Below are 20,374 nucleotides of genomic sequence, written 5' to 3' on the forward strand. Positions count from 1 at the left end.
CGGTAGCAATGAGCATTCTTGCAGCTTGCGGCGGAGACGAAGCAAGTTCAAGTGCGGAAGATAAAAAAGAAGTGACCATCGGAGCAACATCCGGACCGTACAGTGATATGGTGACAAAAGCGATCAAGCCCGGTCTTGAAGAAAAAGGATACACGGTTGAAGTGAAGGAGTTCAGTGATTATATTCAGCCGAATAACGCACTGTCTCAGGGAGATCTGGATGCGAACCTTTTCCAGCATAAAATCTACATGGAAACCTTCGCGAAGCAGCATAACATGGACTTATCCGAAGTGATTGTCGTACCAACTGCTCCGATGGGGATTTACTCACAAAAGTTTGATTCAATTGAAAACATCAAAGAAGGCAGTGCCATCGCGATTCCAAACGATCCAACGAACGCAGCACGGGCGTTTCAAATTTTAGAAGATGCGAAATTGATCACGTTAAAACCGGATACAGATCCATTGACGGTATCAGAAAAAGACATTGCTGAAAACGTGAAAAACCTGCAGTTCAAACCAATCGAAGCAGCACAGCTTCCAAGAGCCGTTGACAGTGTTGATCTATCTGCGGTTCCAGGGAACTACGCACTGGCTGCCAATATGGACTTACTTGATGCACTACAGCTGGAAGACATGCCCGATCAATACCGTAACCGAGTCGTCGTGAACACAAAAGACGTTGATTCACAACTGGCGAAGGATATCAAATCAGTCGTCGAAGCAGACGAATTCGAAAAAGTCATCGACGAAGAATTCAAAGGCTTTGGCAAGCCGGAGTGGATGGAGTAGAGGGACGGACCTCTAACCGAAATATTTAATATAAGAAAGTGATAGGGACGGGCTTCCGCTGCTTGCAGAGGTCCGTCCCTCACGTTTTAAAGGCAGCACTTTTTGTATTTTTTACCGCTTCCGCAAGGGCAAGGGTCGTTGCGTCCTATTTTGTCTCCAGTATGGGCAAGTTGAGGAACTAGAAGTGGTTGGCCATCCATTGACGGGTGATCCACTTCTTCAATGACTCTCCTCCAGGCAGCAAGCTTTGGATGGTCGATCCCATTCATGATGCAGTTGACATAGAGGGATTCTTCTAGACAAAGCATTCCTTCATCATAGCCTTCCTCGATGAACGCTTCAATTTTGGGAATAGCTTCTATTGATAACTGATGGCATAAATAATCTGAGATCAGTGTTTTAGCGGTTATATCATCTGTTTGATCAAATAATCTTAATAACGCTTTTTCCGCTTCTTTGGTTTTGATTCTTCCTAGTGCGTCCAAGGTATAGTAAAAGGTATTTCCGTAGAGGGCTACTTTTTCAACCTCGTGAACTACCTGCTCCGTTCCTATTTTCACCAGGGCATTGGCCACTTCCTCGAATAATAGATCACTTTCATCTTCATCTTTAAAGAGATTCACTAACTGAGGGACGACGCTTTCTTCACGAAGTTCACCAACTGAATAAATGATGTATATCCCGTGAAAACCAAACCCATCTTCTTCCTCTTCATGATCTTTTAAACCATTCTGTACTTCCCAGCTTTCGAACCCGCTCTTTTTTATCAACTCTTTGATGATCCTCTTACCATGATCATAATGGGCTTGGCTATATGTATCATTATCCAAGTAAACGGTGATGCCCGCGAGTTCCTGGTAGAGTTCCTCAATCGTTAAAGAAGGCAGCTTCACGATTTCTGCTAATTGGATTTCACCCACAAAACGTTTTACATCATTCTTCTGCGCAATCAACAAATTGGTATCAGCATTTAGCAGTAACTGGGTATAGAACAGCCGATCATCATCCTTTTTGTCCAGACGGTTTAAACGGTTGATGACCTCTATCATCCCATCCTCATTCAATGGCATGTACATTAAGTAAGGAAGAACCGGGGAGGAGAATTCCGACACCGGTTCACGTTCAACGGCTTTCAATCCGGTTAAAAACGTATCCCCATCAACTAAATAAGTATCCTCTAATATTTCTATGGCATATCTCTGCACAAATGGATCCTCATTCAAAAAATAAGGTTCGACCCTTTCAACAAAACGATTCATCCAACCATCCTTTATCATCCATATTTTCCTTTAGTGTAATGGGTGAGAAAGGAAAAGGAAAGAGAAGGAAAGAGGGACGGACCTCTAAGCCGTAGGTATAAAGGAAGAATACGATAGGGACGGGCTTCCGCAAAAGCGCAGAGGTCCGTCCCTATTCTTTTACTATTCTTTTAAAAAACTTTCCCATCCACATAGGATTTTCCAACTTTATATCGAATATATGTATTAACGGTATTATTAAGGAATTTTTCCTTAAATGATCATTCGGCCGAAAAAGGAGATTTTTCATGGAATTAAAGCAGCTTGTCCAAACAATAGAGTATGAAGTCATTGAATTACGGAGACACCTTCACCAGCATCCAGAGGTGAGCGGGGAGGAGTTCGAAACATCGAAAACGATTCAAGTGAAATTAGCAGAAGCCGGGATTCCATTTAAAACGGGCTATGCCAAAACAGGAGTGCTTGGAATCATTAAAGGAGAAAAGCCAGGAGGCACGGTCGCATTAAGAGCTGATATCGATGCTCTGCCAATACAGGAGGAAAATGACCTTTCCTACAAATCCACCATCCCCAACAAAATGCATGCCTGCGGTCATGATGCTCATACCGCCATGCTCGTTGGTACAGGGAAAGTGTTGAATCAATTGAAATCGGACATAGCGGGCACGGTCCTTCTTGTCTTCCAACCGGCGGAGGAGAATGCTCCTGTAGGAGGTTCTCAGCAAATGATGGACGATGGAGTATTCGACGAATATACGCCTGACGTCATTTACGGGCAGCATGTATGGCCGGATCTGCCTGTCGGGGAAGTCGGGATTGTAGATCATGAAATCATGGGTGCTTCGGACCGGTTTAAGATTACCGTTAAAGGATCTGGTGGACATGCGAGTATGCCCCATCAATCCAATGACGCCATCATTATTGCCAATAACCTGATCACCCAGCTTCAAACGATTGTGAGCAGGAATACAGATCCCATCGATTCAGCTGTCCTCACCATCGGGAAAATCGAAGGAGGTTACCGCTACAACGTAATCGCGGATAAAGTAACCCTTGAAGGGACCATTCGAACGTTCAAACCGGAAGTGAAAGACATGGTGAAGGATCGTTTCCACTCCATCATTGAAGGAGTCGGGAAAAGCTTCGGGGCTCATATGATCATTGACTATTTTGATGGATATCCTGCGACGGTCAACACACCTCAATGGGCGGATGAAGTGCGTAACGCTGCCCAAAAAGTACTTGGAGAAGATGCTGCGCCTGTGGTCTCGCCGTCCCTTGGAGGAGAGGACTTCTCCCGCTTTCTGAAGAAATATCCAGGTGCTTTTTACTGGCTGGGGACATCTGTGAAGAATTCAGAACCCCAATACCCACTCCATGATCCGCGTTTTAAATTGAATGAAAGTGCTTTAGGAAAAGGGGTTGAAGTAATGACCCAGCTTGCACTGGATACCTTGAAAAATCTTGAAATAAGGGAGTCGAAATTATGAGCTCTTTAAAACAGTTTATTGACGAAATAGTGCCGTCACTCACTGCCTTCAGACGCACCTTACATCTGAAGCCTGAACTGGGATTCACTGAATATGTCACCACCTATCTGATTGGAAAAGAATTAATCAATCAAGGTTTTACGATTCATCTTGGAACAGACGCATTGGAGTCCACGGAGCGAATGGGGGTTCCCTCACAGGAATATTTAGCCATTGAGGAAGAACGAGCCATGAAAGAAGGCGTGGAAAAGGGCTGGCTCGACAAAATGAAAGGTGGTCATACAGGATTGGCTGCCACATTCGATACAGGTAAGCCTGGTCCTCATATGGCATTCCGATTCGATATCGATGCTCTGCCCATCAAGGAATCGGATGATCCTGATCACCACTTTCCGACGAAAGAAGGCTTTCGTTCCCAATATGAAAGCGTTATGCATGCCTGTGGTCATGACGGACATGCTGCCATCGGATTGGGTGTGGCAAGCTTCCTATCAGCTTACAAAGATCAGCTCTGTGGAAGGTTCACTCTTCTCTTCCAGCCTGCTGAAGAAGGTGGACGGGGAGCAAAAGCCATGGTGAAAAAAGGCTGGCTGGAGAATGTCGATTATTTTGCAAGCGGTCATATCGGCATTCGGGATACAAAACTTGGACGAGTGTATGCTACGACTCATTCTTTTCTCGCTTCATCCAAAATCAACGTCACTTATAAAGGAAAAGCGGCCCATGCTGGTCTCGAGCCTGAGAAAGGGAGGAATGCTTTATTGGCTGCTGCAGCTGCAAGTCTTCACCTCTATAATATCCCGCGCCATTCTGAAGGGGCGACCAGGATCAATGTAGGGAAGCTTCAAGCTGGAACAGGACGAAATATCATTGCTGATGAAGCCCTTCTTGAAATGGAAACAAGGGGGGAAACGACCGCTATTAATCAGTACATGCTGAAAGAAGCCCTGCGAATTCTTCAAGCATCGGGGGACCTGTATAGTATGAACACAGAAATCGATGTGGTAGGCGAGACCGTAGAAGCCGAGTGCAATAAAGAATGGATAGCATGGCTAAAGGAAGCGGTGCAGGACAGTCCGGTGATTTCAGAAGTTCTCGATGGTTTACCTTTAAAGGCCTCGGAGGATGTGACCTATATGATGAATGAAGTCCAAAATCAGGGTGGCAGCGCAACCTTCATGGTATTTGGAACCGGGTTGAAAAACGGACATCATCACCATCAATTTGATTTTGAAGAAGGAGTATTAAATGTGGCAGTGGATGCCTTCGCACGTCTTATTTTAAAATTATCTCATCAATAATAGGGGGTTACGAGTTGATAGACTGGTTAAGTACAACTCTAAAAGCTTTAAATCTTGTTGAAACGATGGAAAAACCCGATGGATTTACGAGATTGGGATATTCCAAGGGAGAGATTGCTTCTATGAATGTGTTTCGGAACGTTGCAGAAACGTTGAGGTTATCCGTACGTAGGGACCGGGCAGGAAACCTATTTGCCAGGTGGGAAGGGGAGACCGATCAAGTTGTCATGACCGGATCTCATCTGGATACGGTTGAGAATGGAGGAGGCTATGACGGGGCAGCCGGTGTTCTTTGTGGTCTGGGAGCTGTGAAAGCTTTAAAAGACCGTGGTTTCAAACCTTATCATTCTATTGAAGTGGCCTGTTTTGCCTCAGAAGAATCAGCACGTTTTGGTGTTTCTACCCTGGGAAGCAAAAGTGTTGCAGGAATTCTTGATAAGACGATCGAAAACGTAAAGGACCGTCATGGGGTCACTGTAAGAGAAGCGGTAGAATCCACTGGATTGGACTGGTCATCCATTGAAAAAGCTGAGCGATCCCAAGAGGAAATCCTCTCTTTCATCGAACTTCATATTGAACAAGGAACCCAAATCGAAGATCATGGTGCCCAATTCGGAATTGTCCGAGGTGTAGCCTGTCCGATCCGGTTGAAGATAAAGGTGGAAGGGATGGCGGGTCATACGGGAACGACACCAATGGGGAAACGGGTGGACGCACTTGTGGCTCTTGCTCCCCTTATCACATTTGTTTCCCAAGAGGCGGAAAAGCTATCAAATCAGTCGCAGAAACCACTTGTAGCAACCGTCAGCACGTTGAACGTAAAACCGAACGTTATGAATGTCATCCCGGGCTATGTAGAAGCGGGAATCGATATTCGTTCCGTCGACGATGACCTAAAGAGATCCATGGCCGATAAGATAATTGAAAAGTGTCGAAGCTTAGAGAATGAATTTAATGTTACAATCAACCTAGAAACTCTTGTAGATAATCCTTCTATTCTATTAGATGAAGAGCTGACAGCCAGAGTCAAACAAGCCGGGGAATCCCTGGGCTACAACACGTTTGAAATGGATAGCGGGGCAGGGCATGACGTCATGAATATGGCAGCGAAATGGCCTTCTGCTTTAATATTCATTCCCTGTGAAAAAGGGATCAGCCATCATCCAAAGGAACATAGCTCGTTAGAAGACTTGTATGCAGGTGTTGAGATTCTAGCTGAAGTATTGCGGCAAGAAGCAGGTGAATAACAGTTGATGATAAAAATTGGTGTCATCGGCCCGGATGATTCGATACAGCGGATCAATCATGTGGCCACTCATTTTGACAATATAGAACTTATGAATTTTCCCTATCATGGGGTGAATGAGATAGAAGCGATTCTTGAGAAGAACAGGGGCTTGGTTGATCAATGGTTCTTTTCGGGACAGTCCCCTTTTTACTATGCGCTGGAAAAAGGATGGATCACGGATAAGGAAGGAAGCTTTCCTCCCCTGCACGGATCCAGCTTTTTCGGTGCATTATTAGAGGCGCAAATGAAAGAACGGACTCTATTAAATAAAATCAGTATTGATACGATTTCAAAGGAGGAAATTGAAACCGCGGTTCAATTTCACTCATTTGATCAACTTGAAATCTCAAGCTATCCATATGAAGGATACCGAAGGGCAGATGAGCTCGTAGACTATCATCGTTCCCTTTACGAAAAAGGTGAAATTGAAACGGCGATCACGTGTATTCAAAGTGTTCAGAAGCGTCTCACTGAAGCAGGCATTCCTTGTTACCGTGTCGTACCAACGAATTTATCCATCCGGATGATTTTGCAGTATTTATTAGAGAGGGCACAATCGAGGAAATATCAAAAATCCCAAATTGCCATCGTTGGAATCGAAGTCATCTATTCCACCCAGACCTTGGACGAGTCACATTTCTCCTATAAAATGAAGCATCAAGAACTGGATCTGAAACGAAACCTCCTGGATATTGCCCAGAAGATCAATGGATCCATGGTTCAACTAGGGGACGGATTATTCTTCGTTTATACAACGAGAGGGGAACTCGACCTTCATGAGAAGGAGTCGGTTTTCACTACATTGACTCAGGAAGTGAAGGCCCATACAGATTTGGATATTCGTGTGGGATTAGGGTTTGGGGTGACCGTGTTAGAAGCGGAACATCATGTCCGTCTTGCTTTTCAACATGCGAGAAAGCACGAATCTTCCATCGTCATAAGTGTCAATGAAGACAAGACGGTAACCGAAATCCTTCCATCGTCCGAGTCCATTACCTACTCTCTCAACATTTGGGGGGATGAATGGAAGGAAACTTTTAAGGAGGCTTCTATCAGTTCGGCTATCGTTTCAAAAATCCTTTCTCTTTCCCGTCACTATGACAAAGAGGAGATCACGTCCCAGGATCTGTCCCGCTGGCTGAAAAGCACCGAACGGAACGGACGCAGAATCCTTACTGAAATGGAACGAATCGGGATTGTGTCCATTAGCGGTGAAGAACAAAGTGGAGGCAGGGGAAGACCGAGAAAGTTGTATCGTTTCCAACTTAAATAAGTGGATCCAGAAATCCCTTACTCTATCTATGAGTGGGGGATTTTTTATATTCGTCTAAGCAGTAATCCGTAAATTTAAAATTTTCTCATAAATATTAAAAAATAAAGAGGATTTATACAATCAATATCGAAATACTTATTAACGGAAGTAAAAAGGAATTATTCCTTAAAACATTTTTATGAAGGAGTGACCTCATGACAAATCCCAATTTAGAGCCGAATTCACCTCAAAAGGAGAAGGGATATCTTCGACTTTTAGGTGGAATTGAAAAGGTAGGGAATAAACTCCCTGACCCATTCATGTTGTTTGTGTACTTATCTGTCTTTATTGTTTTATTTTCCTGGTTTATTTCAAGTCTGGGTGTGACGGTGATACACCCGAAAAATGGAGAAGAGTTAGCGATCAAGAGCCTGGTATCTGGAGAGGGACTCCAATACATCCTGACCTCCATGCTCGATAACTTTACCGGCTTCGCTCCACTCGGCCTCGTATTAGCGATGATGCTGGGGATTGGACTTGCGGAAAAGGTAGGTCTTCTTGAGACAGCGATTAAGAAAACGGTTTTAAACGCTCCAAAAGGATTGATTACATACGCTGTTATTATGGTAGGGATCATGGGGAACCTGGCGTCCGATGCAGCGTTCGTTATCATTCCTCCACTTGCCGCCATGATTTTCTATACGGTGGGAAGACATCCTCTGGCGGGACTTGCTGCCGGGTTCTCGGGAGTAGGAGCAGGTTTTACGGCAAACTTTATCATTACCGGAACTGATGCTTTATTAGCCGGGATTTCAACAGAAGCTGCCAGAGCTTTTGAAGTAACGGTAACGCCGGTGGATAACTGGTACTTTATGATTGCTTCTGTTGTCCTTCTTACAGCTGTAGGAGCTTTTGTCACAGAAAAAATTGTTGAACCCCGTTTAGGAACATACAAAGGGAAAGTAGATAAAACATTAGAAGAAGAGAGTCCGTTAGAAGGAAAGGGACTTCGAAATGCTACCCTCGCAGGATTAGCATTCATCGTACTGTTAGTCGTTTCAATCGCCTGGCCGAACTCTCCGATGCGAAATGAAGATGGGGGACTTATTCCTTCTACCTTCTTATCTGGAATCATTCCCATCACGCTATTCTTCTTTATCGTGATCGGGGTTGCTTATGGGGTCACCGTGAAGAAAATTCAGTCGTCAAGAGACGTACCAAAGTATATGACAGAAGCGATGAAAGACATGGGCGGTTATATCGTATTAATCTTTGCAGCCGCACAGTTTATCGCATACTTCGATTGGACAAATCTAGGGACATGGGTAGCGGTCAGCGGAGCGAATTTCCTGGAATCAATCAATATGACGGGACTTGCAGCCATCATCGGATTTGTGCTGTTGACAGCATTATTGAACCTATTAATCTTTAGTGGATCCGCTCAATGGGCATTGGAAGCACCGATCTTTATCCCAATGTTTGCCACACTTGGATATAACCCGGCGTTTGTACAAGCGGCCTATCGTATTGCGGACTCATCAACGAACATCATCACGCCGATGAACCCGTATATCATCGTGATTCTTGCCTTTATGAAGGAGTATGATAAGAAAGCGGGACTTGGGACCCTGATTTCCTTGATGCTTCCTTATACGATTGCTTTCTTATCTGTATGGATCGTATTACTCCTGACTTTTGCGTTATTAGGCATTCCATTTGGTCCTGGGGTAGGGGTTTACTTGTAAAAGGCAGAATTTCAACTGTTACCACCATTTAACTAAAAAATGATCATAAGCCCGGTTCAAGAGCTGTTGATAAGCTCCAGAACCGGGCTTTGTCAATTTTTATAGTTCAAATTTACTCAATAAAAATGTAAGCGCTAACAAAAATTGAGTTAATTTACCCTATTTTTACACTATTATGACAAATACTGTTGTATACTGGTAGATGGTGGCGAATCTCCCACTTTACTAAACTACGAACAGGGGGAAGAAAATGAACGGGAAAACAATGAAGCGCCAATTGTTAAGTGTAACAGTTGCTTCCAGTATGGCTTTAAGCTTGTTTGCACCTCCTCTATCACAGCACGTATCCGCTGCAGACGAGGCATTTCAGGACTTAATCATTTCTGAATATATCGAAGGATCCAGTTACAATAAAGCAATTGAACTTTATAACGGTACTGGTGAAGCAATTGATTTATCGAACTACTCCTTGGAATTACATACAAATGGTGCAGCAGAAACGGATAAGACATTTCCTTTAACAGGCACTCTTAATGCAGGGGAAACTTTAGTAATTGCTCACAAACAGGCTGATTCAGCCATCCTTGCTAAAGCAGATATTCAAGACAGCTTTATCATCAATTTCAACGGGAATGATCCCATTACATTAAAGAAGAATGGCACTGTGATTGATTCACTCGGACAGGTTGGTTCAGAAGCCGACTTCGCAAAAGACGTCTCGATCGTCCGTAGTGATTCTGTGGTGACAGGAGATGCAGACGTAACCGATGCATTTGATCTAAGCGGAGAATGGTATGATCAAGGCAAAGATGTATTCAGTGATCTCGGAACGCATCTATCAGATGAACCGGCTCCAGAACCAACCCCTGTTGAACTTTCCACCATTGCTGAAGCACGCACAGCTCCTAAAGGCACGGTTGTTAAAGTACAAGGTATTGCGACAGCAGCCTTTGAAGCAGGAGGTCAAACGAACCTGTTTATCCAGGATGGAACAGCTGGTGTCATCATCAGGGGAAGCGGACTTACTGCCGAGCCAGGTGACGAAGTAATCGCAGAGGGTAAACTGGGTGACTATTATGGAATGCAGCAAATTGAAGCGACTGCTTCAAGCGTTGAAATTACAGAAGAAGACAAGGGAGTACCTTCACCAGCCCCTCTTATCTCTACAGACCTCACAGCTGAAAATGGTGAAAATCACGAAGGAATGTTCGTTGAATTGACGGATGTGACAGTGGAATCCAAAGACAGCAACGGTAATTTCACTGCAACAGACAGCTCTGGTGAGTTCGTCATCAAACCAAACGATAGTACGATGCTTGAAGTTGGCAAAACGTACGAAATTCTTCGCGGCGTGGTTGATTATAACTTTGACGAATACAAATTGGTCCCGCGTAATACGTCAGATGTAATTGAAACTGCCTTCTCTGTAACCGCTGATCCTGCTTCAGGGTCTGTTGTAGAAGGAACGAAGGTTACACTTCAAACGGCAACGGAAGATGGATCCATTCATTACACGATCGATGGAACGGATCCGACAGCTTCCAGTCCAGAATATATAACACCGATCGAACTTACTGCGGATGTAACGATTAAAGCAGTTGTTGTAAAAGAGGGCAACACAAGCGATGTTTCCACTTTCATCTACAAAATCCTTAAATCTGCTGATGGTTTAAGCATTCATGATATTCAAGGAGATTCCCATGCCTCTCCTTACGAAAATATGACCGTCTCTAACGTTCAAGGAATTGTGACAGCGAAGGCCGGTTCCAATGCATTTTATATGCAGGAAGAGACACCGGACGATAATCTGGCTACTTCTGAAGGCATCTATGTTTATGCAAAGGGCAACTCTGTCAAAGTCGGGGATAAAGTAAACGTGGCTGGACAAGTAAAAGAGTGGAGAGAAGATGGCTACGATGATGCTAAAGATCTTCTTACAACTCAAATCACGGCATCAGCCGTTACTGTAGAATCTTCAGACAATACAGGACCTGCAGCCATCATGATGGGGGTAGACCGTGTACCTCCAACTGAAATCATTGAAGATGATGAAATGAAAACATTCGATCCGGGATCAGACGGACTGGACTTCTATGAGAGTCTTGAAGGAATGCTGATTGAAATTCCGGATGCTACGATTACAGGTCCGGTAAAATATGATGAACTTCCTGTAGTGGTGAATACAAGCGAAGATCAACTTCGCACAAGAGCAGGGGGAGTATTGATTTCTCCTGAAGATTATAACCCTGAACGCATGCTGATCGACGTGGACGGCATTAATATCAATGTGAAAACAGGTGATATGCTGGATGGTTCCGTTACCGGAAACGTAAGCTATGATTATAGCAACTTTAAGATCCGTCCAACAGGAACATTCCCTACAGTTGTTGATGGGGAAACAGCGCAGGAAGTAACGTCGATTACTCCGGTAAAAGAAGATCTAACGATTGCTTCTTATAATATTGAAAACTTCTATGCTGGAATTGAAGAAAGTAAAGTTGAGAAGATTGCTGACTCAATTGTTTCGAATATGAAAACGCCAGATATCATTGGCCTGGTCGAGGTTCAGGATAATAACGGGCCAACAGATGATGGTACGACAGATGCAAGTGCATCCTATGAGACAATCATCAAGGCCATTGAAGAAGCGGGCGGACCGACTTATGAATTCACCGATATCGCACCTTTGGATAAAACAGATGGCGGGCAGCCTGGTGGAAACATCCGTGTAGGTTTCATCTACAACCCAGAACGTGTCCAATTAACAGATAAAGAAGCTGGAGATGCGGTGACTTCTGTGGGTGTTGATGAAGATGGACTTACTCATAACCCGGGACGCATCGATCCCACAAACGAAGCATTTGACGATTCCCGTAAAGCCCTTGCAGCCGAATTCATGTTTAACGGTGAAAAAGTCATCGTCGTAGCAAACCACTTTAACTCCAAAGGTGGTGACGGAGCTTTATTCGGTGCAGATCATCCGGTTGTGCTTGGTAGTGAGGTACAGCGTATTGAGCAAGCTAAAGTCTTAAATCAGTTTGTGAAAGATGCTAACGAAAAAGTAGACGATGCAAATGTTGTGGTTCTGGGTGACCTGAACGACTTCGAATTCTCTGCTCCAATCAATACTCTCGAAGGGGACGTCCTGACCAATATGATGGAAAAGCTCCCTGCAGAGGAACGCTACACGTATATTTATCAAGGAAACTCTCAAGTTCTTGATCATATTCTAGTGACGAATAATCTGGCAAAAACAACGATGATTGATAGTATCAACATCAACTCTGATTTTAGTGAAGAAGATGGACGTGCGAGTGATCACGATCCTGTCCTGGCTAAGATTCAGTTTGAAAACAAGGTAGAACGCATTTCAGGTGACGATCGTTACCAAACGGCCATTGAGATCTCTAAAAAAGGCTGGGAGTCCTCAGACACAGTGATCATTGCCAGGGGCGATAAATTCCCTGATGCCCTTGCAGGAGCTCCACTTGCATACAAACATGATGCACCGATCTTATTGACGCAGCAAGGCAGTTTGAACGCTGAAGTACAAGAAGAAATCAAACGTTTAGGTGCGAAGAAAGCGATCATCCTTGGTGGTGAAGGTGCCGTATCCAAGTATGTTCAATATCAGCTTAAAGGATTAGGTTTGAAAACAGACCGTATTTCAGGTGACGATCGATTTGAAACAGCGGCAAATATCGCTGCTAAATTGGATGGGGATCCTGAAAAGGCGATTGTAGCAAATGCATACCAATTCGCTGATGCCCTTTCTGTTGCTTCTTATGCAGCACAGAATGGATATCCGATTGTACTATCTGCTCAAGACAAATTGTCAGAAGCCTCTAATAAAGTATTAAAAGACATTGATGAAAAAATCGTCGTTGGTGGCGAAAATGCGATCAGCACAGAAATTTTTGAGAGCTTTGATGGAGCGACCCGTTATAGTGGACTGGATCGCTATGAAACATCAGCTGAAATTGCGAAGCACTTAACTCCTCAAACAAACTATGCGATTGTGGCAACAGGAGCCAATTTTGCCGATGCACTGGCCGGTTCCGTGCTGGCAGCTAAAAAGGGTGCTGAAATCCTTTTAGTGAAGAAAGATGAGATACCTGCGGACATCATGGAAGCAATTGAAATGGACAATATTTCTAACTTCCACGTTGTCGGCGGAAAGAATGCTGTAAATGAAGAAGTTTTAAAACAACTGAAGAAATAATTGAAAAAAGGTGGGGGGATTCGTTCCCCCCTGACTATGTGTAAAAAGTTCTATATTAATTGATAAAATTAGTAAAATTGGCACACTTAACCAAAAAATTACTATATAATTGGTTTTGTGGAGGGATTCCGACAAAAACCTACATATGAAAACGAAGGGATGAACCAAATGAATATTAAAAAATCTCTATACGGTGTGTTATCGACTGCAGCTTTGGCCACTGCTATTTTTGCAGTATCCCCTGCTACTTCAGCTTCTGCAGAAGGGGAAGAATTTGATTTAACGATTATGCATACCAACGATACTCATGCTCATGTTGAAGGATATCCCCGTTTAGTAACCGCAGTTAATGAACTGCGCGTTGAAAAAGCGAACTCTTTACTGGTAGACGCTGGTGACGTATTCTCGGGAACCCTTTACTTCCGTCAATATCTTGGCCAAGCCGACTTACACTTTATGAACGAGCTTGGCTTCGATGCCATGACTCTGGGGAACCATGAATTCGATAAAGATTCTAAAACCCTCGCAGATTTCATAAAAAAAATGAACTTCCCGATGGTTTCATCAAATGTTACCGTTACAGGTGATACGGATTTGGAACCCCTTTTCAAAAATGAAATTGGCCAGCCTGGTGACGGCGGAAACGTCTACCCTGCAATGATCAAAGAAGTAGATGGAGAGAAAGTGGGAATCTACGGATTAACGACTCCAGACACAGAATTCATCGCTAACCCTGGAGAAAACGTCGTCTTTGAAGATGCAGTTGAAAAATCGAAGGCAACAATCGCGATGCTTAAAGATAAAGGCGTCAATAAAATCATCGTCCTTTCTCACCTGGGATACTCGAATGACTTAGAATTGGCCGAAGAAGTAGAAGGACTTGATATCATCGTGGGCGGTCACTCTCATACTGTACTTGATGAGCCTGTGGTCATTGAGAAGGAGGAGCCTACACTGATCGTTCAAGCCGGCGAATACCTGAACCTGCTTGGACTATTAGATGTAACATTTGATGATGAAGGTGTAGTAACAAGTCATAATGGTGAAGTACTGGATCTTGAAAGCTATGAAGAAAATGCTGAGGCTCTTGCGAAGGTAGGAGAGTTCAAAGCACCTCTTGATGAGTTAAAGAAAGAAGTTGTAGGAAACACCAAAGTAGCGTTAGATGGTGAGCGTGCAGACGTTCGCAGAAAAGAAACAAACCTAGGAAACTTAATCGCGGACGGTATGGTTGCGAAAGCAAATGAATTCGTGGAAACGCATATCGGTCTTCAAAATGGTGGAGGGATCCGTGCTTCAATCGATGCCGGTGAAATCACTCTTGGAGAAGTTTTAACGACCATGCCATTTGGAAACAACCTGGTAACTATTGATTTAACGGGACAAGAAATTATGGATGCCCTTGAGCACAGTGTAGCCAGAGTCGAAGGGGAAGATGCACCAGGTGAATTCCTTCAAGTGTCAGGGATTAACTTCAAGTATGATGTAAGCAAACCTGCCGGGGAACGAGTATGGTCCGTAGAAGTGAAGACAGACAACGGTTTTGAAGAGATTGACCCTGAAATGATGTACTCTGTAGCAACAAACGCCTTTACTGCCGATGGTGGAGACGGTTATACAATGTTCAAGGAAGCGAAAGAAGAAGGACGCATGACAGAATTATTCGTTGTCGATTTTGAGGTGTTCACTTCTTACCTTGAAAAGAACAACCCTATATCACCAGCTGTTGAAAATCGAATCGTTCAAGAAGAAGCTCCGGAAGTAACACGCCTGACTGGTGATACTCGTTACGAGACAGCCGTTGAAATTTCCAAAAAAGGTTGGGAAACATCGGATACGGTCATCCTTGCCCGTGGAGATTCGTTCCCTGATGCTCTTGCCGGGGCACCGCTTGCATACAAGCATGATGCACCGATCCTGTTAACGGAAAAAGGTACATTAAACGGAGCGGCAAAAGCAGAAATCAAGCGTCTTGGTGCTAAGAATGTCATTATTCTTGGTGGAAAAGGTGCTGTAAGTAACTATGTGAAGTATCAGCTTGAAGGAATGGGTCTTGATGTAGACCGTATTGGTGGGGATGACCGCTGGGAGACGGCCGTGAATATCGCTGCGAGTCTGGGAGGATCACCAGAGAAAGCAGTAATGGCAAACGGTAAAAACTTCCCTGATGCCCTTGCCATCGCTTCTTATGCAGCGAGCAATGGATATCCGATCCTGTTAACGGATTCAGATAAACTTCCAGCTGAGACAAAGAAAGCTTTAAAAGGGATCGACAGTACGATCGTAGTCGGTGGTGAAGCTGTAGTAAGCAAGGACGTAATGGAATCACTTCCTGAAGCGACTCGTTACTTCGGTCTTAATCGTTACGGTACGGCAGCAAAAATCGCAACTGATCTTAATCCATCAACTAAAGTATACTTAGCGACTGGAAAGAATTTTGCCGATGCATTAGCAGGTTCTGTCCTTGCAGCAAAAGAAAATGCTTCTATGCTCTTAGTACAGCCTGATAATCTACCAGCTGTCACTTCTGATGCCATTGAAGAGTTAAAAGCGAAGGATTTCCACATTCTTGGTGGAGAAAATGCTGTAAGTGATGCTGTAGTTGAGAAGTTAATGAAATAACTCAAAATAATAAGAAGCCATCGATTGATTTCGATGGCTTTTTTTGTCAATATGATTTTAAAATAGCTATGGATGGTTAACGCAAACTACAGAGGAATGATTAGATGTATGTAGGATCACCATATAGTTTATTTATAATTTTGATCTTCTTAAACATTGGGTAGCAGGAACGTAATAGCTGCTTCCTTAAAGAGCTTGATTGTCCATAATTCACTATAGAAATACTTCTTATCAGGGAGTTGGAATTATTAGAAAAAACATCCCCGCTAAACACAATGGGGATGTTTTTTCTACTTATGCCAACGACTCTCCCTAAACTTCCCAGCCTCAACAAAATAAGGCTCCACCGAAGTATACCCAATACGATAAAACCCTTCTGCAGGCTCCCAAATCCGATAAGCATCCAAACTCTTACTATACTCATGAGAAAGCCCATCAGGTACAGGGTAAGTGTCGTCGTACTCCATATTCTTAAACTCTTGAACGGGAAGATAATAAAGAGCCGATTGAATGGTCCCGTCTTCAACCAGTTGTTTTAAGGCTGATCCTGATGCAGCGTGGTCATGATGAGGGTCATGATAGGATAAGGCATGGTGTCTTGCTTCAGGGTATCGTTCGTTCATTTCCTTCATGATGGTCATGACTTCGTCTTCTTTCATATCACCATCGGGAAGGTCGTATACGAAGACATTCTCCGACTTGACTCCCAATTCTTTCACGGACTTTCTAAATTCGTTTACCCGTGAGTCACCGAACTTCTCTTTAGAAATGGTGGGAAGGTTTTTTTCTTTTAGGTTCTCATTGACTTTTTTGATCGATTGGCTGGCTTCACCATGGGAGAGCAGTACCACGGCTACTTCATTTCCCTTGTCGATTTGACGTAGGATGGAAGGCCCTAAGCTGAGCGTTTCGTCGTCTGCGTGTGGAGCGTAAAAGACAGAGGTTTCAGGTTCTTTTTCAAAAAGAGTACAGCCGCTCAGGAAGGCGGATAATAATAGTATAATGGATAAATAGATAGATCGCATGCTGACCTCCAAGGAGAGAAAATAGTTAAATCTTTACTCATTGATTCTACCAAAGTTTTTTGTGCTGGTGTATACTTTCATAGTAGGAAAGTATAGAACGTGAAGTGAAAGGAACGGAGTATGGAACAAGTTCAACCAACAGAAAAGCCGATACAAGTGACAAAGAAAAGAAGAGTCTATTCCCTCGATATGTTACGAGGGATTATTGTAGCATTATCCGTGTTTTTAAGTACGATTCCTTATGGGAAGGTGGACTACCCCTATTTCCGACATGCGGAATGGTATGGGGTCACCTTGATTGATATCATTTTACCTACGTTCATCACCATTTTCGGTGTGAGTATGGCGATTGCGTATCAGCGCGGGGTGAAATGGGAGAAGATTTTAAAGCGGACCGTCCGATTGATTGTGTACGGCATCATTTTTACGATTATTGTGGAATGGACGTTGGATTTCCCGACTATTCGCCTGACCGGTGTATTACAGATGTTTGCCCTTCTGGGAATTGTTACGGTGGCGATCACCAAGTTTGTACAATCTCCTATGAAGTTGATGATGATTGCCTTGTTGGTGTCGTCGGTGTATGGGGGGCTCATCCTATACACAGGTCAATCGTGTGAAGGAGGGTTGCCTCAGCCGGAATGCAATCCTTCACATGTGGTTGATAGTGCAGTGTTTGGGGAGAGTCATTTATATCATCATGGCGAGCGGGGGTATGACCCTGAAGGTTTGGTCACCAGTTTGTCCGCCTTATCAAATGTTCTTTTCGGATATGCATTCGGACGATTAATAGTGACCCGTAAAGAGACAGGGGCGTGGCGGGAACTATTGGGGATAGGCGCTCTATTGTTCGCCCTGTCCCTCGCGTGGGATCAGTTCCTTCCCTATAATAAGCGATTATGGACGCCTGCGTTTGCCTTATTGGCAGCTGGATTTGCCGCTGGTATGCTATCGATTTTGTATCTAGTATTCGATAAACGAAAAGTAGACGCCAAAGAGACGGCGCTGAAGCCCGTTGTTTGGTTCCTCGAAGCCTATGGACGCAATAGCTTCTTGATCTATTTCGGTAAATTCATGCTCGGTTCCGTACTGATCCATCTTTCGATCACGCATGATGGCATTGAGAAATCGTGGTCCAGAGTGATAAATGAATGGGTGGCAACGTTTGCCCCACATCCGCAACTGGCATATGGATTACTTAACCTGCTCTTCTGGACGGTCGTAGCCTTTGTCTGTCATAAGAAGAAATGGTATTTGAAAGTATAGAAGAAAGAAGGTCCGTCCCGCAGGTTGAGGGACGGACCTTCAACTATTTCTGATTTAGTGTTTTTTCAAATAGGAGACTTGCATAGGTTCTTGTGTATTTCAAGATGGTTTCTCCTACTTCTTCAGCTGGAAAATCAAATAAAGGCTGGAACAGCTCTTTATTACTCTCTGTACCGAATGCGTCGACGAAACGGTACGTTAATCGAAGTTCGGTGAAGGTCGTCGTAAAGTAAATTTCCAACTGGGTGACGATATCATTAACTGATTCTTCACTCTCAATCCGCTCCTGATAAAGGGGGATTAGTCCCTCCATGTCATTTTCAATGCGTACATGTGCGCGATTCATAAGCTTCGAAACACCAGCGAGGTTAGGATATTTTACATTTAACAGAAGAGGCTGCAGAATTCCATGAAGAGCTTTTGTTGATTCAACATGAAAAACAATGGCCTTCACCAAATTCTTTGTGTATTCTTCCTCTGTTGAAGAGCTTTTCATCGTTTGGAGTAAATGATTATTTATTTCTTCGCGGAGCTTGTCCTTATCAAGGTGTATGACCAGTTTTTTATAGATGGTTGCAACTGATTGTGTGAGAGACTCCATGGGTAGTATGCCTTCTTTCTTATGTATGGTTTTGAGATATGCTACTATTTTACCATTAATATACAGAAAATTCTATATATTATTCAAAATAAAAAACGCGCTCCTCTAAAGAGCGCGTTCAGTATTATTCGTTACCTTCAATGATGGACCAGATGTCTTCCTCTACCTTAGGCTGGATCGCTTTCGTTCCACCAAGGATCGTCACACCAAATGTGGAATCAATCATTAATTCCTTGATTTCAGGATGTAACTCATATGGAGTAGTCAGTAACAACGGCTCTCCCCAGTTGGCTGCAAGAACAGAACCTGTTAACGCATCGGCGAACTGAGTACCAGTCGCAACAAAGACGAAGTCAGTTGGAACGTCAAACTTGCGAATGATATTTGCATTCGTTTCATAGCGATTTATACCAGCAATCCTAGTCGGATCGTTTAGCTTCTTAGTAACTGTATTACTGATCACACCGGTCCCCCCGATGACAAAATTCTTCACATATGTTTTCGCCTGTGTCAACGTTGCAGCCGGGATGCTATCTTTATCAGATAAAAGAATAGGATATCCGTTTTGTGCTGCAATAGACGCAATGGATAGAGCATCAGGATAATTTTTTCCGCTTACGACTACAGCTACGTCATTGTTTGGCAGCTTTTTAGCGATCGCAACTGCCGTTTCGTAACGATCTTTGCCGCTGATACGTGTAACAGACACACCCAATGCCTTTAATTCCTTCACTACATTATCCGAAATGACACCTGGCCCTCCAAGGATCGTCACCTTATTTACACCTAATTCATAAATGGCTTCCTCTACTGATGGGTGAAGAGAACCCTTCGTAGTTAATAGAATAGGAGCGTCTTTATGGTAAGCCAGCGGTGCACCGGCCAAAGCATCAGGGAAGTTGCTTCCTGTAGCTAAAATCATTTCATCTGTCCCGTATCCCCAGCCCTGTAAAGCAATTTCAAGAGCGGTTTCATATCGGTCTGCACCAAATAATCGGTCTACGTAAGGATCAATTGTGAATTGAGACGGAACCACTACATACTCTTCCCCAGTTGCTAAATTGTTTGTATCCTTTACAGACATATAATACGTGCCTGAAGTAACAGTGTAGTCGGCCATAAAACCTTCTGTCGCATCTGTACTCATTTCGTTTGGTTCAATTACATTCTTGTTCTCATCGTATAGAGTAATATCTAATAGAATCCCAGGGTTTTCATCCCATGATCCTCCGTATATAATCAATGGATCTTCATTGACGACTTGAATCTTATACATATCCACATCATCTTTAGTAAATGTTCCTTTTACGGCATCCTCAAGAAGAATTTCATTGGAATTAGTAAACGTATTATTCGGCTCTTCCTCAACGAAGAAACCATCACGATCGTACGCTAAAAGGTCCATCTTTTGTTGTACGGTTGTAGAAGGGCTTTCCGCTAAAACAGATGTGCTAAATAAACTAGATGCAAGTAAAGCTGAACCAACTGAAACAATAAACCACTTTTTCATCT

General features: G+C 43.5%; 13 protein-coding genes. 9 read left to right on the forward strand and 4 right to left on the reverse strand.

Annotated elements, in window-relative coordinates:
- Positions 1–8 precede the first annotated feature (8 nt).
- Positions 9–791: a MetQ/NlpA family ABC transporter substrate-binding protein gene (locus tag AC6CIB_RS11195; protein WP_498281382.1), complete on the forward strand. Its 783-nt coding sequence runs from the start codon at positions 9–11 to the stop codon at positions 789–791.
- Between the two features lie 86 nt (positions 792–877).
- Here AC6CIB_RS11195 and AC6CIB_RS11200 read toward each other — a convergent pair whose 3' ends face one another.
- The gene (locus AC6CIB_RS11200; protein WP_498280692.1) at positions 878–2,050 is read right to left on the reverse strand and encodes an SEC-C metal-binding domain-containing protein; all 1,173 of its coding nucleotides are present in this window, start codon (positions 2,048–2,050) and stop codon (positions 878–880) included.
- Between the two features lie 287 nt (positions 2,051–2,337).
- Between AC6CIB_RS11200 and AC6CIB_RS11205 the strand changes: the two genes are divergently transcribed.
- From AC6CIB_RS11205 to AC6CIB_RS11235, 7 genes are all read left to right on the forward strand, one after another.
- Positions 2,338–3,540, forward strand: a complete 1,203-nt coding sequence (locus AC6CIB_RS11205; RefSeq protein ID WP_498280694.1) for a M20 metallopeptidase family protein — start codon at positions 2,338–2,340, stop codon at positions 3,538–3,540.
- Positions 3,537–4,841: an amidohydrolase gene (locus tag AC6CIB_RS11210; RefSeq protein WP_498280696.1), complete on the forward strand. Its 1,305-nt coding sequence runs from the start codon at positions 3,537–3,539 to the stop codon at positions 4,839–4,841. Before AC6CIB_RS11205 ends, AC6CIB_RS11210 begins: the two co-directional genes overlap by 4 nt.
- Before the next feature lie 14 nt (positions 4,842–4,855).
- Positions 4,856–6,088 (forward strand): M20 family metallo-hydrolase, encoded by a 1,233-nt coding sequence (locus AC6CIB_RS11215; protein WP_498280698.1) that lies wholly within the window; start codon positions 4,856–4,858, stop codon positions 6,086–6,088.
- Positions 6,089–6,094: 6 nt separating this feature from the next.
- Positions 6,095–7,402, forward strand: a complete 1,308-nt coding sequence (locus tag AC6CIB_RS11220; RefSeq protein ID WP_498281384.1) for a hypothetical protein — start codon at positions 6,095–6,097, stop codon at positions 7,400–7,402.
- A gap of 194 nt (positions 7,403–7,596) precedes the next feature.
- A complete protein-coding gene (locus AC6CIB_RS11225) occupies positions 7,597–9,126 on the forward strand; it encodes an AbgT family transporter (protein WP_498280700.1) in 1,530 nt (509 codons plus the stop codon).
- Between the two features lie 250 nt (positions 9,127–9,376).
- A complete protein-coding gene (locus AC6CIB_RS11230) occupies positions 9,377–13,348 on the forward strand; it encodes a cell wall-binding repeat-containing protein (RefSeq protein ID WP_498280702.1) in 3,972 nt (1,323 codons plus the stop codon).
- Positions 13,349–13,516: 168 nt separating this feature from the next.
- The gene (locus AC6CIB_RS11235) at positions 13,517–15,970 is read left to right on the forward strand and encodes a cell wall-binding repeat-containing protein (RefSeq protein WP_498280703.1); all 2,454 of its coding nucleotides are present in this window, start codon (positions 13,517–13,519) and stop codon (positions 15,968–15,970) included.
- Positions 15,971–16,260: 290 nt separating this feature from the next.
- Here the strand turns inward: AC6CIB_RS11235 and AC6CIB_RS11240 are convergent, their stop codons facing one another.
- Complete coding sequence (locus AC6CIB_RS11240; protein ID WP_498280705.1) at positions 16,261–16,995, reverse strand: PIG-L family deacetylase; 735 nt, start codon at positions 16,993–16,995, stop codon at positions 16,261–16,263.
- Positions 16,996–17,115: 120 nt separating this feature from the next.
- Here AC6CIB_RS11240 and AC6CIB_RS11245 point away from each other — a divergent pair, with 120 nt between their 5' ends.
- Entirely contained in the window at positions 17,116–18,261 is a 1,146-nt protein-coding gene (locus AC6CIB_RS11245) for a heparan-alpha-glucosaminide N-acetyltransferase domain-containing protein (RefSeq protein WP_498280707.1), read from the forward strand.
- Between the two features lie 43 nt (positions 18,262–18,304).
- On the opposite strand, the gene AC6CIB_RS11250 is transcribed toward AC6CIB_RS11245, so the two are convergent.
- Both AC6CIB_RS11250 and AC6CIB_RS11255 read right to left on the reverse strand, forming a co-directional pair.
- Positions 18,305–18,862 carry a hypothetical protein gene (locus tag AC6CIB_RS11250; RefSeq protein ID WP_498280709.1) on the reverse strand — a complete coding sequence of 186 codons (558 nt, stop codon included), beginning with the start codon at positions 18,860–18,862 and terminating at the stop codon, positions 18,305–18,307.
- Positions 18,863–18,986: 124 nt separating this feature from the next.
- On the reverse strand, positions 18,987–20,372 hold the full coding sequence (locus AC6CIB_RS11255; RefSeq protein WP_498280711.1) for a cell wall-binding repeat-containing protein: 1,386 nt from the start codon (positions 20,370–20,372) through the stop codon (positions 18,987–18,989).
- Positions 20,373–20,374: the final 2 nt, after the last annotated feature.

This window comes from Rossellomorea sp. GQ25, assembly GCF_059758515.1.